Below are 11,721 nucleotides of genomic sequence, written 5' to 3'. Positions count from 1 at the left end.
CTCCGCGATCGGCGCCGCGCTCAGCGCGCGGCCTTCTGCACGAACTGCGGATCGACGCCGACCGAATAGTCGGACAGCACCGTCTGGATCGTGCCTTGCGATTTCAGGAACGCGGCCGTGGCCGCGAGCGATTTCGCGGCGCCCGACTGCGCGCCGCCGCCGAGCCAGGTCGACGATGCCTGCTCGGCCGGCGTCGGGAACGCGTACAGCGCGAGGCTCGCCGGCACGTCCTGCGCATTCGCGCCCGACACCTTCGCGACGGCCGCGACCTGCGGCGAGCCGACCTTCCATGCGGCCGTATGCGCGCGGTAGTCGGCGTCGGCCGCGGCGAGCACCTTGACGAAGCGCGTGACGAACTCCGGATTCTCGCGCGCGAACTTGCGGTTCACGACGAAGCCGTCGAAGGTCGCCTTGCCGCTTTCCTTCGCGACCTGGCCCGACGTCGTCAGCACCGTGCCCGACTGCTTGACCTTCGCGAGCACCGGATCCCAGATGTAGGTCGCATCGATGTCGCCGCGCGTCCATGCGGCCGCGACTTCGGGCGGACGCAGGTTGACGATCTTCACGTCGTTCGGATTGACGCCCGCGGCCTGCAGCGCGACGAGCGTATGGAAGTGCGAGGTCGACACGAACGGCACGCCGATCTTCTTGCCCTTGAGCGCCGCGATGCTGGTCACGCCGGAGCCGTTGCGCGCGACGAGCGCCTCCGCGTCGTTGATGTTGTCGAGCACCCAGAACAGCGAGATGTCGAGCCCCTGCGACAAGCCGGCCGCGATCGGGCTCGAACCTGCCTCGCCGAGTTGCACCGAGCCCGACGCGAGCGCGCGGATCACGTCGGCGCCGCTGTCGAGCTTGCGGAACGTGACTTTGTAGCCGGTCGCCTTTTCGACTTCACCGCTCGCCTGCGCATAGCGCCACGGCACGACCATGTCCTGATACGCGATCACGACTTCGCGCGATTCGGCGTGTGCCGCGCCGAGCGCGGCGAAGGCGGTCAGCGCGACGACGGCGCGGCGGACGAAGCTGAAACGGGACATGCGGCTCTCCTTCGGAATGCGGGTGTTGCGGCGGAGAGCCGACTATAGGAGGTTTGCGCGCGGCGGGAGCGAACTTATCCTGCGAAGCTATCGACGGCGTTTCAGCTTTGCTTTTCACGCTGAATTGGATCGCGCGTCCGGTCGAGTGGCGATTGTCGTGCGAATACGCGCTTGGCGGCCGCACCAATGAAAAAGCCCGCATCGCTGCGGGCTTTTCGGTTGCACGACTTCATGCAGAACAGGCAGCGCGGACGCTCAAACCACCCCCGCCCCATGCGCCTGCAGATCGGCGTGATAGCTCGAGCGCACCATCGCGCCGACGGCCGCGTGCGTGAAGCCCATCTTGTACGCCTCTTCCTCGTACATCTTGAACGTATCGGGATGCACGTACGCCCGCACCGGCAGGTGGTGCTCGGACGGCTGCAGATACTGGCCGATCGTCAGCATGTCGACGTCGTGCGCGCGCAGATCGCGCATGACCTGCAGGATTTCCTCTTCGGTCTCGCCGAGGCCGACCATCAGCCCCGACTTCGTCGCGACGTCCGGATGCAGCGCCTTGAAGTCCTTCAGCAGCTTCAGCGAGTGCGCATAGTCCGAACCGGGGCGCGCTTCCTTGTACAGGCGCGGCACCGTTTCGAGGTTGTGGTTCATCACGTCGGGCGGCGCCGCGTTCAGGATCGACAGCGCGCGGTCGAGGCGGCCGCGGAAGTCCGGCGTCAGGATTTCGATGCGCGTTTCCGGCGACTGCTCGCGCACTTCGCGGATGCACTCGACGAAGTGGGCCGCGCCGCCGTCGCGCAGGTCGTCGCGGTCGACGCTCGTGATCACCACGTACTTCAGCTTCAACGCGGCGATCGTGCGCGCGAGGTTCTTCGGTTCGTCGGCGTCGAGCGGATCGGGACGGCCGTGGCCGACGTCGCAGAACGGGCAGCGGCGCGTGCACTTGTCGCCCATGATCATGAACGTCGCCGTGCCCTTGCCGAAGCATTCGCCGATGTTCGGGCAGCTCGCTTCCTCGCACACGGTGTGCAGGTTGTGCTCGCGCAGGATCGTCTTGATCTCGTTGAAGCGCGAGCTGCCGGTGGCCGCCTTCACGCGGATCCACTCGGGCTTCTTCAGCTTCTCGATCGGCACGACCTTGATCGGAATGCGCGCCGTCTTCGCCTGCGCCTTCTGCTTGGCGGTCGGGTCGTACGCAGGGGTCGCGGCCGAATCGGCCGGTGCGGGAGAAGCGGTAACGTCAGTCATTCGAATGTTCCAGTGCGTGCGGCGTGTCGGCGGCCGCGGATTCGCCGTCGAGGTTGGCGATCAGACGCCGCACCAGCGTGCGGGCCACGTCGTTCCAGTCGGCGGCAACCTCGAGGCTCGCCATGTCGACGGTTTCCAGTCCGGCATAGCCGCACGGATTGATCGCGAGAAACGGGCGCAGATCCATCTTCACGTTCAGGCTCAGCCCGTGATAGCTGCAGCCGTTGCGGATCTTCAGGCCGAGGGCGGCAACCTTCGCGCCCTCGTGCACGCCGGATGCCACGTAGATCCCCGGCGCGCCCGCCTTGCGGACCGAAGCGAGATTATACGCCGCGAGGGTTTCGATCACGGCCTCCTCGATCTTCGTCACCAAGCTGCGCACCATCAGCTTGCGCCGGCGCAAGTCGAGCAGCAGGTAGGCGACGATCTGGCCGGGGCCGTGATAGGTGATCTGCCCGCCGCGGTCGACCTTCACGAGCGGAATGCCGCTATCGGCCACCAGCAGATGGGCCGGATCGCCGGCCTGGCCGAGCGTGTAGACGGGCGGATGTTCGACGATCCAGATCTCGTCGACGGTGTCGGCCGTGCGCGCGTCGGTGAATGCGCGCATCGCGTCGAAGCTCGTCTCGTACGGCTCGACGCCGCGCCAGCGCACGACGACCGGCGGGACCGCGACGGCGGCGGACGATTCGGGAGCGGCGACGGGCGTGGACACAATGGCAACCGGCGAAACGGACATGGGCGGTAGTTTACCGAAAACCCATGGGTCTCGCCGGCCGCGGAAAGGGACGGATCGCGGCGATCCGTCCGAGGAAAGCGCGCGTCAGACGGTTCGCCAGCCGTCGTGAAACAGCGCGCTCACGCGTTCGCGCAGCCGTGCGAGTCCGCCGAGCGCGACGTCCTTCGCGGGCCGCGACACCGAAAACGCGACGCACGCGCTCTGCCCGCCTTCCGCGCTGAGCCACAGCCGCTCGCCGCGACGCAGCCGCAGCGTCTCGCCGTCGACGAGGAAGTAGTCGTCGACATCGTTGCTGCGCGTCGCCCACACCGGCCCGCACTGGACCGTCAGCCGCGTGCTGCGCTGCACCTTCATCGGCACCGTTTCGCCGGGGGGAATCTCGAACGTGACGCTTGTGGAAATTTCTTGCATGATCGACTCCGCCAAAAAACGCTTCGATGGCTACAATCGTAGTCATTGCGACACGTCCGACCAAACGACCAATTTTCACGTCGATGTGAGGAAAATTAGCAAATGGACCTGCGCCAGCTGCCCGCGCTGAACGCGATTCGCGCGTTCGAAGCCGCTGCCCGGCACGAGAATTTCTCGCGCGCCGCCGACGAACTGTTCGTCACGCACGGCGCGGTCAGCCATCAGGTGCGCGCGCTCGAAGACGAGCTCGGCGTGAAGCTGTTCACGCGCAACGGCAAGCGTCTGTGCCTGACCGACGCCGGGATGCGCTACGCGCAGCAGGTCCGCACCGCGCTGATGATGCTCGCCGACGCGACGCGCCAGGTGCGCGCGAGCGACCGCGATCGCCGGCTCGTCGTGTCGATGCTGTCGTCGTTCGCCGCGCGCTTCGTCACGCCGCGGATCGGCACGTTCATCGAACGCCATCCGGAAATCGACGTCGAGTTGCAGTCCACGAATGCGCTGACCGACTTCGCACGCGACGACGTCGATCTCGCGATCCGCTTCGGCTTCGGCAGTTATCCGGGGCTGTATGTCGAGCCGCTGCTCGACGAGGCGTTCTTTCCGGCGTGCGCGCCGACGCTGAACGGCGGCAAGCTGCCACAGACGCCCGCCGATCTCGTCCATTACAACCTGCTGCGCTCGGACGACGAGCTGTGGCGCCCGTGGTTCGACGCGGCGGGCCTCGATACGCTGACCGAACCGAAGCGCGGCATTCTCTATCAGGACTCGTCGAATCTGCTGCAGGCCGCAATCGAGGGTCAGGGCATCGCGCTCGTGCGCCGCTCGCTCGCGCTGCACGATCTGCTCGACGGCCGGCTCGTGCGGCTGTTCGACATCGACGGGCCGAGCCCGTGGCACTACTTCTTCGTGTGCCCGCCGCCGCTGCTCGGTACGCCGCGCGTGCAGGCATTCAGGACGTGGATTCTTCAGGAAGTCGCGCAGTTCAAGCTGCTCTGCGACGAACTCGATGCGCGGCGTGCGGCCGGCAAGTGTCCGCAGGAGTGTGCGCGAGAAGGCGGGTGGAAGGGGATTGCCGCCCGTTCCGCCGGCACCGGCGGAACGGAGGACGAAACGCACGCGGCATCGGCCGTTACAGCACGACCTTGACCATCGGATGGCCGGTCAGCGCGCGGTAGATGTTGTCGAGCTGTTCCTGGCTCGTCGCACGCACCGTGACGGTCAGCCCCGTATAGTTGCCGCCGCTCGACGCGCGCTCCTCGATCTTCTCGAGGTCGATCTCGTTGTCGTGAACGCTCACGACCTTGAAGATGGTGTCCTTGAACTCGGGGTGCGCCTTGCCCATGATCTTGATCGGGAAGTCGCACGGGAACTCCAGCAGCGACTCCTTCGGCGTTTCGATCGCGCCAGTCACCTCGACGGTTTTGGTCGGTTCGCTCATCACTTCCTCCGGGAAAGGTCAAACTGTTCAAACTCGCGCGCTTTCGCGCGCTGGTACGCGTCGTACAACGCCGCGAATACCGGGCCCGGCTTGCCGCCCTGTACGGGCAGATCGTCGAGCGACGTCACCGGCAGCACTTCCTTCGTCGCCGATGTAATCAGGATTTCGTCCGCGGCGCGCAGCTCGCTTTCGCTGATCTCGCGCGCGATGAAGCGGATGCCGCATTCGTCGGCGAGCTCCTCGAGCAGCGCATAGCGGATCCCCTCGAGGATCTTGTTGCTGCGCGGCGGCGCATACAGCTCGCCGTTCTTCACGACCCAGACGTTCGACGACGATCCTTCGGTCAGGTTGCCGTCGCGCAGCTGCACCGTTTCGAACGCGTCGCGCTCGGCCGCATGCTGTGCCATCAGCACGTTGCCGAGCAGCGACGTCGACTTGATGTCGCAATGCAGCCAGCGCCGATCTTCGGCCGTCACGCAGCGCACACCCTTCGCGCGCTCCTCCGCAGACGGCAGCCGCAGCGGGCTCGTCATCGCGAATACGGTCGGCACCGCGTTCGCCGGGAACGCATGGCCGCGCTTCGCGACGCCGCGCGTCACTTGCAGGTACACGAGCGCGTGGCTGTCGCCCAGCGCCTGCGCATTCGCGTCGACGAGGCGCTCGATCAGCGCGCGCCAGCCCGCCGCGTCGTGCGGGTTGTCGATGCCGATCTTCTTCAGGCTGCGCTCGAGCCGCTCCAGATGCTGTGCGATCCGGAACGGCACGTGCGCGCCGTCGTGCGCATAGACGGGGACGACTTCATACACGCCGTCGCCGAAGATGAATCCGCGATCGAGCACCGGCACGCGTGCTTGCGACAGCGGCACCATTTCTTCTTGAGACGCTACGCTCAGATAGACGATCGGTTCGAATTCGGTTGGGCTCATGGCTATACCAGATGGGGATGAAGTCGTCGAAAGAAAGACCCGCCGCGCGTTACTTCTTCTTGCTGAACATCAGCAGGATCGAGTCCCAGATACGGCCGAAGATACCCGCTTCCGGCACGGCCTGCAGCGCGACGACCGGGAATTCGGACAGCGTCTTGCCGTCGGCGACGACCTTCACGGTGCCGACCTGCTGTCCTTGCGCGAGCGGCGCGATCAGCGGCGCGTTGACGTCGACTTCCGGCTTGACCTTGTCGCCGAGGCCGCGCGGCACGGTCACCCACTGGTCGCTCGCGACGCCGACCTGCACGGTGTTCTCCTTGCCCTTGTAGAGACGCGGCGTCGAGATCGCCTGGCCGCCCTTGAACAGGCGCACCGCGTCGAACGCGCTATAGCCGTAGTTCAGCATCTTCATGCTGTCCTGCGTGCGGTCGCTCTCCTTCGGCTCGCCCATCATCACGGCGACCAGACGGCGCTGTGCGTCCGAAGCGCCCGGAATCGGGCGCTTCGCCGACGAGATCAGGCAGAAGCCGGCTGCCTGCGTGTGGCCGGTCTTCAGGCCGTCGACGGTCGGATCGAGCCACAGCAGACGGTTGCGGTTGCCCTGGCGGATGTTGTTGTACTTGAATTCCTTCTCCGAGAAGATGCCGTAGTACTGCGGAAAATCGCGGATCAGGTGCGCGGACAGCTTCGCGAGGTCGCCGGCCGTCGTGTAGTGGTTCGGGTCAGGCATGCCGTTCACGTCGGCGAAGTGCGTGCCCTTCATGCCGAGGCGCTGCGCCTCGTCGTTCATCATCGTGACGAACTGCGCTTCGCTGCCGCCGACCAGTTCGGCCAGCGCGATCGCCGCGTCGTTGCCCGACTGGATGATCATCCCGTACACGAGGTCGTGCACCGACACCGGCTTGTTCGCCTCGATGAACATCCGCGACTCGTCGCGGCCGACACGGCGCACGGCCTCGCTCGGCGTGACGATCTGCTCCATCGAGATCTTCTTCTTGTCGAGCGCTTCGAACACGAGGTACGCGGTCATCAGCTTCGTCAACGACGCCGGCTCCACACGCTCGTCCGCATTGCCCGAGGCGAGCACCGTGTTGCTCGTCGCATCGACGAGCACCCACGAGCGCGCGTTCACGCCCGGCGGCGGCACTGCGCCCGGCATGAAAGTCGCCGGTGCGCCGGTCGACTGCTCGGCGGCGGCCGGCGCCGCATGCGCGGCCTTGGCCTTGGCGGCCGGCTTCGCCTCGGCGACGACGATCGTCGACGCGAGCGCGACAGGCAGCATCACGCCGAGCGCGACGTTGCGCGCGGCGGTGCCGAAGGCGATGGAGGAAGCGAGGGACTTGAGGCCTTGGGAAGACAGACGCATGATCGATTCAGGCTGATGGCAGAAAGTGCGGCGCGAAACGCGCACGGTTGAACGGCAAGGCGGCAGGCGTTTCGGGCACTCGCCCGATACCTCGGACGACGCGAAACGCGCCGGTTGGACTCGTGCGGACGCGTTCGGTTCGCGGCCGTCGCGAGCGGGCAAAGCGGCGGCGAAACGAGCGCCGCATGGGCCCAGCCGGGCCGCGGGCGACGCGAAATGCGGCCATTATACGTGGCCGCGAAACGCGTTTTCGCGAAGCGGAGGATGAAAGGCCGTGCATGCGGCCGGCAGGCATCGTGCGGCCGCATCGCGCGACAACTCGGTGGAGATGCCATTTGCAATGCGACTCGACCGACCCGCGAGTAAGCCGCCATGAATGCGCGTACAGGTTTTTATAGGCGCACACGCGCGGCCAGAAGCTTGTCCCGTCAGGACGGCGGCAGCGGAAGATGGAGCGTGACGGACGGCACGACAAAGATGGAACAGCGATCGGAAAAGGAATGAAATCGCCGCCTCGAGCACGTCGCTTCGCTCGGCTGCCGTGCCTTCGAGCGCGACACGATGTCGCTCGAAGCACGGCGCGGTTTCGAATGCAGGCCGCTATACCGTCTACCGCCACGCATCGATGACGATGCGCTTCAGCACATGCAGCTTGCGATGGAAGAAATGCTCGGCGCCCGGAATCACGACGACCGGCAGTTCCTGCGGGCGCGCCCAGTCGTACACGGACGCGATCGGCACCGTGTCGTCGAGTTCGCCGTGAATGACGAGCGTGTTCTCCGGCACGTCGGCCACTTGCCAGCGGCTCGCGGCCGTGCCGACGAACACCATCCGCTCGATCGCCTCGCCCGCGTCGCGCAGCCGCTTCGCGACATGCGACAGCACGAAGGTGCCGAACGAAAAGCCCGCGAGCACGAGCGGCAGGTCCGCATACGCGGGCTGCGCGCGCATGTGCGCGAGCACCGCGAGCAGATCGTCGGCCTCGCCGATGCCGTTGTCGTGCACGCCTTCGGTCGCGCCGACGCCGCGGAAGTTCGACCGGTAGACCACATAGTCGAGCTGCACGAGCGTGCGCGCGAGCGTCTGCGCGACCTTGTTGTCCATCGTGCCGCCGAACAGCGGATGCGGGTGAGCGACGAGCGCGATCCCGCGCGGCGCGGCGCTGCCTTCGCGCACCGCGTCGGGCATGTCGACCGCGATTTCGATCTGCCCGACCGGGCCGGCAATCAGCGATTTCTGCGTATGTACGTTCATGACGCCGGCCCGCTCAGATCTTCAGGCGCTCGACGATCTTTCCGTCGCGCAGATGCGACTCGACGATCTCGTCGATGTCGGCCTTGTCGACGTACGTGTACCACGTGCCTTCCGGATACACGACCATCACCGGCCCTTCCTCGCAGCGGTCGAGGCAGCCGGCCTTGTTGATGCGGACCTTGCCGGCGCCGGCGAGGCCCAGTTCCTTCACGCGCTTTTTCGCGTATTCCTGCATCGTCTGCGCGTCGCATTGCGCGCAGCTCGGGCGGTCGGCGCCGGGCTCGCGCTGATTCAGGCAGAAGAAGACGTGGTGCTGGTAGTAGGAATCCATGGTGATGACGACGAGCGGCCCGGCGATGCCGGACGGATGGTGGGCGGAACGCCGTTGCGCGGCGCTCGGACGGTGCGGACGATTATAACGAGCGGCGCGCGCCGCTGCCTGCACCGCTGTCCGCCCGACTGCCCGCCACCGACGAAGGCTGCCCGCCACCGACGAAGGCTGCCCGCCCCCGCCGCCCGTCACCGGCGCGCGAAGGCCGGCAGCCACGCGCGCTCGACGCGCTGCCCGAGCCAGATCAGCGCCGCGTACGGCCAGATCCACGCGAGCCAGCGCGCGAGGCTGTTGAAGTGCACATAGCGCCCCTGCCGCCAGCCGGACAGCGTGAAATCGAAGAACGGATTGACGGGCAGCAGATTGACGAGCGCGATGCCCGCGAGCAGCGCGACGGCTGCGAGCGCCGCGCGCCACGTCGCCGGCACGCGCAGCGCGACGAGCGCCGCCGCGAAGCCGAGCTCGATGCCGAGCCGCGCGCCGGGCGTCGCCCAGACGACGACGAGCCCCGTCGCCGACTGCATGAACGTCGCGGCCGCCTTCAGCACGAGCGCCGCGCCGAGGAAGGCGGCCAGCAGCCGGATCCGCGGCGCCTGCGCCCGCATCGCGAGCGATGCGACGGCGAGTGCGGCGAACAGCATCAGCGCGCCGATCACGGCCTCCCACGCGGAGTCGGACAGCCAGCCGTCGACGCGCTCCGGCCATTCGCCGACGTGCCACGCGGCGGGCAGCCACGCGAGCAGCGCGTCCTGCATCGACGCATCCGCACGCGCCCACAGCGCGGCCGGCCAGTCGCCGATACCGAACAGGAACGGCGACGGAAACAGGATCGCGAACGGCCACACCGCGGCGAGCAGCAGCGGCGTCGCGCCGTCGGCCTCGAACCATGCGGTGCGCAGCCGCCGCAGCGCGCCGCGGTCGAGCAGCGCGCCCGTAGCCGGCGCGACGAGCGCCGCGCCCAGCAGCGCGCCGAGCGCATTGGCGCCGAGATCGAGATTCGACGCGACACGCGTCGGCAGATAGGTTTGCAGCGCTTCCATCGCGCCCGACAGCAGCACGCCGAGCACGCCCGCGATCAGCGTCGCGGCGATGCCGCGATGCCGTGGATGCAGCGCGAGCACCGCGAGTGCGCCGAACGGCATGTAGCCGAGCACGTTGGTGACCACGTCGAAGGCGGTCACGTAGCGCTGCATCGGCGCGAACAGATAGTCGAACGGACCGATGCCGAACGACACCCAGCCTTCGAACGGGTACAGCGACGCGTAGACGACGAGCGCCGCATACGCGGCAAATGCCTGCCGCGCGAGCGACGACGCGCGATGCGTGCCGGGCGCGTTCATCGCCGCCGCGCGTCGCACGTCATGGCGTGCCTGCGTAGGCCTGCACGCCGACCCATGCGGCGATCTGCGACACGAGCTCGTCGCTCGCGGCGGCGAGCGCACGCGCGCCGCCCGCCGCATCGGGCGTGCTCGACGGCGCGCGCGCGACGAACGTGCGCTGGCCGAGCACCTTGCCGTCCTGCATCAGCGTCGCGCGCGCGGTGACGGCGCCGTGGCTCTGCGACTGTCCGTCGAACACCTGCTCGAACTCGCTCAGGTCGACCTTCAGCGTCGGCGCGCGCACGCCGTCCGAGCCTTCGAGCACCGCGCCGCGCGCGGACAGCGCGCCGCGCAGCCGCTGCGTGAGCAGTTGCGCGGGCGGCGCGATCCAGCGGCTGTCGCGATAGACGGCCATGCGCTGCGCATCCGCGTACGCAAGGCGATAGACGAACTTGTCCGAGTCGAACGCTTCGGGCGCCGACACGTCGAGCACCTTCAGCGCGGGACCGCTGCCGACCGTGCCGACCGGCGTGGCCGGCCCGAGGTCGTAGCGGATGTTCGACAGTGCCGCGCGGTCGGCCGCGCAGCCGGCGGCGAGCACGAGCGTCAGCACCGCGAGCACGGTCGCGGCCGGGCGCAGCGCGCGATCAAGGAGTCGGGACATGGCGTATTCCTGCATCAATCGAATGGTCGGTTGCAAAGCGCGGCACGGCCGCGCGTCAATGGCCGGCGGCCGCGCCGGGCCACACGAAGCCCGATTCGCCGGGGCCCGGTGCGGGGCCGGGCGAACCGAACAGCAGACTGCTCGGATTGCGGCCGAGTTCACCGGCGACGTCCTTCAATTGCCGCGACGCATCGCCGACGCTGCCCGCGAGCGCATTGAAGCGCGGCAGCGTGTCGTACTGCACGCGCGCGTTCAGGTCGTTCAGCGCGGTGCCGACCTGCTCGGCGGCCGTGCCGGCCTTGTTCAGATTCGCGACGAGCGGCCCGTTCGGCTGCAGCAGCCGGTTCGCCGACGCCATCGTCCGGTTCACCTCGGTCATCGTGCCTGGCAGCGCGGTCACGGCCGGGCCGAGCTGCTTCGACAGCGTCGTCACGCCGTCGGCCGCGTGCTGCAGGCTCTCGGCGGTGGCGCGCAGCTGCTCACGCATCTCCGGCGACATCAGCTCGTTCACGCTCTTCGCGGCGAGCTCGAGCTGCCGCAGCAGCACGTCGCCGCGCGACTGGAGCTGGTCGAACAGGCTCGGACGCATCGGGATCTGCGCGATCGCTTTCGGCGACGACGGCAGCGGCGACAGATCGCGGCCCGTGTCCTCCAGCTGCACGAACGCGATGCCCGTCACGCCCTGAAAACCAAGGCTGCCGTACGTCGACTGCGTGATCGGCGCGTCGTGATCGACGAGAATCCGGATCCGGATCTGCCCCGGATGCGAGCGGTCGAAGCCGATCGACTGCACCTTGCCGACGTCGAGGCCGCGAAAGCGCACGGCGGCGTCCGGGAACAGCCCCGTGACGTTGGTGCGCGCGATCAGGTCGTACGGCACGCGTACCGTACGGTCGACGTTGAACCAGAACACGGCCCCCACGATCGCGAGCGTCAGCAGGATCGTGAACAGGCCGGCCCAGAACGCATGTGATTTGTTTTCCAT

General features: G+C 67.8%; 13 protein-coding genes. 1 reads left to right on the top strand and 12 read right to left on the bottom strand.

Features of this window, described 5'->3' with window-relative positions:
* Positions 1-20: 20 nt before the first annotated feature.
* From tauA to BCR55_RS09150, 4 genes are all read right to left on the bottom strand, one after another.
* A complete protein-coding gene (tauA, locus tag BCR55_RS09165) occupies positions 21-1,037 on the bottom strand; it encodes a taurine ABC transporter substrate-binding protein (RefSeq protein ID WP_006412685.1) in 1,017 nt (338 codons plus the stop codon).
* A gap of 255 nt (positions 1,038-1,292) precedes the next feature.
* Positions 1,293-2,285, bottom strand: coding sequence for a lipoyl synthase (lipA, locus tag BCR55_RS09160; protein ID WP_006407064.1), 993 nt, complete (start codon positions 2,283-2,285; stop codon positions 1,293-1,295).
* Positions 2,278-3,024 carry a lipoyl(octanoyl) transferase LipB gene (gene lipB, locus BCR55_RS09155; RefSeq protein ID WP_053296792.1) on the bottom strand — a complete coding sequence of 249 codons (747 nt, stop codon included), beginning with the start codon at positions 3,022-3,024 and terminating at the stop codon, positions 2,278-2,280. The genes lipA and lipB overlap by 8 nt, the downstream gene beginning before the upstream one ends.
* Positions 3,025-3,108: 84 nt before the next feature.
* Complete coding sequence (locus BCR55_RS09150) at positions 3,109-3,435, bottom strand: DUF2917 domain-containing protein (RefSeq protein WP_012212640.1); 327 nt, start codon at positions 3,433-3,435, stop codon at positions 3,109-3,111.
* A 102-nt stretch (positions 3,436-3,537) separates the two neighbouring features.
* On the opposite strand from BCR55_RS09150, the gene BCR55_RS09145 reads away from it, so the two are divergent.
* Positions 3,538-4,584, top strand: coding sequence for a transcriptional regulator GcvA (locus BCR55_RS09145; protein ID WP_006407067.1), 1,047 nt, complete (start codon positions 3,538-3,540; stop codon positions 4,582-4,584).
* Here BCR55_RS09145 and BCR55_RS09140 read toward each other — a convergent pair.
* From BCR55_RS09140 to BCR55_RS09105, 8 genes are all read right to left on the bottom strand, one after another.
* Positions 4,568-4,876, bottom strand: coding sequence for a YbeD family protein (locus BCR55_RS09140; RefSeq protein WP_006398148.1), 309 nt, complete (start codon positions 4,874-4,876; stop codon positions 4,568-4,570). The two genes, BCR55_RS09145 and BCR55_RS09140, sit on opposite strands and share 17 nt — an antisense overlap.
* On the bottom strand, positions 4,876-5,802 hold the full coding sequence (locus tag BCR55_RS09135) for a D-amino acid aminotransferase (protein ID WP_006407068.1): 927 nt from the start codon (positions 5,800-5,802) through the stop codon (positions 4,876-4,878). Before BCR55_RS09135 ends, BCR55_RS09140 begins: the two co-directional genes overlap by 1 nt.
* A 49-nt stretch (positions 5,803-5,851) precedes the next feature.
* Complete coding sequence (locus BCR55_RS09130; protein ID WP_006407069.1) at positions 5,852-7,168, bottom strand: D-alanyl-D-alanine carboxypeptidase family protein; 1,317 nt, start codon at positions 7,166-7,168, stop codon at positions 5,852-5,854.
* A 609-nt stretch (positions 7,169-7,777) separates the two neighbouring features.
* Positions 7,778-8,422, bottom strand: coding sequence for an alpha/beta hydrolase (locus tag BCR55_RS09125; RefSeq protein ID WP_006407071.1), 645 nt, complete (start codon positions 8,420-8,422; stop codon positions 7,778-7,780).
* 13 nt (positions 8,423-8,435) lie between these two features.
* Positions 8,436-8,753: a ferredoxin gene (locus BCR55_RS09120; protein WP_006407072.1), complete on the bottom strand. Its 318-nt coding sequence runs from the start codon at positions 8,751-8,753 to the stop codon at positions 8,436-8,438.
* Positions 8,754-8,941: 188 nt separating this feature from the next.
* Positions 8,942-10,093 (bottom strand): VanZ family protein, encoded by a 1,152-nt coding sequence (locus BCR55_RS09115; protein WP_045594368.1) that lies wholly within the window; start codon positions 10,091-10,093, stop codon positions 8,942-8,944.
* Positions 10,094-10,112: 19 nt separating this feature from the next.
* On the bottom strand, positions 10,113-10,736 hold the full coding sequence (locus BCR55_RS09110; protein WP_065494934.1) for an ABC-type transport auxiliary lipoprotein family protein: 624 nt from the start codon (positions 10,734-10,736) through the stop codon (positions 10,113-10,115).
* Between the two features lie 55 nt (positions 10,737-10,791).
* The gene (locus BCR55_RS09105; protein ID WP_006408952.1) at positions 10,792-11,721 is read right to left on the bottom strand and encodes an MlaD family protein; all 930 of its coding nucleotides are present in this window, start codon (positions 11,719-11,721) and stop codon (positions 10,792-10,794) included.

It is taken from the genome of Burkholderia sp. CCA53 (assembly GCF_001685525.1).
In the GTDB taxonomy this organism is placed as follows: Bacteria; Pseudomonadota; Gammaproteobacteria; order Burkholderiales; family Burkholderiaceae; genus Burkholderia; species Burkholderia multivorans.
This window is presented reverse-complemented; position numbering and strand designations above follow the sequence as displayed.

Coding starts and splice junctions, on each gene's coding strand:
- tauA (WP_006412685.1), bottom strand. CDS start 1,037: ATGTCCCGTTTCAGCTTCGTCCGCCGCGCCGTCGTCGCGCTGACCGCC.
- lipA (WP_006407064.1), bottom strand. CDS start 2,285: ATGACTGACGTTACCGCTTCTCCCGCACCGGCCGATTCGGCCGCGACC.
- lipB (WP_053296792.1), bottom strand. CDS start 3,024: ATGTCCGTTTCGCCGGTTGCCATTGTGTCCACGCCCGTCGCCGCTCCC.
- BCR55_RS09150 (WP_012212640.1), bottom strand. CDS start 3,435: ATGCAAGAAATTTCCACAAGCGTCACGTTCGAGATTCCCCCCGGCGAA.
- BCR55_RS09145 (WP_006407067.1), top strand. CDS start 3,538: ATGGACCTGCGCCAGCTGCCCGCGCTGAACGCGATTCGCGCGTTCGAA.
- BCR55_RS09140 (WP_006398148.1), bottom strand. CDS start 4,876: ATGAGCGAACCGACCAAAACCGTCGAGGTGACTGGCGCGATCGAAACG.
- BCR55_RS09135 (WP_006407068.1), bottom strand. CDS start 5,802: ATGAGCCCAACCGAATTCGAACCGATCGTCTATCTGAGCGTAGCGTCT.
- BCR55_RS09130 (WP_006407069.1), bottom strand. CDS start 7,168: ATGCGTCTGTCTTCCCAAGGCCTCAAGTCCCTCGCTTCCTCCATCGCC.
- BCR55_RS09125 (WP_006407071.1), bottom strand. CDS start 8,422: ATGAACGTACATACGCAGAAATCGCTGATTGCCGGCCCGGTCGGGCAG.
- BCR55_RS09120 (WP_006407072.1), bottom strand. CDS start 8,753: ATGGATTCCTACTACCAGCACCACGTCTTCTTCTGCCTGAATCAGCGC.
- BCR55_RS09115 (WP_045594368.1), bottom strand. CDS start 10,093: ATGAACGCGCCCGGCACGCATCGCGCGTCGTCGCTCGCGCGGCAGGCA.
- BCR55_RS09110 (WP_065494934.1), bottom strand. CDS start 10,736: ATGTCCCGACTCCTTGATCGCGCGCTGCGCCCGGCCGCGACCGTGCTC.
- BCR55_RS09105 (WP_006408952.1), bottom strand. CDS start 11,721: ATGGAAAACAAATCACATGCGTTCTGGGCCGGCCTGTTCACGATCCTG.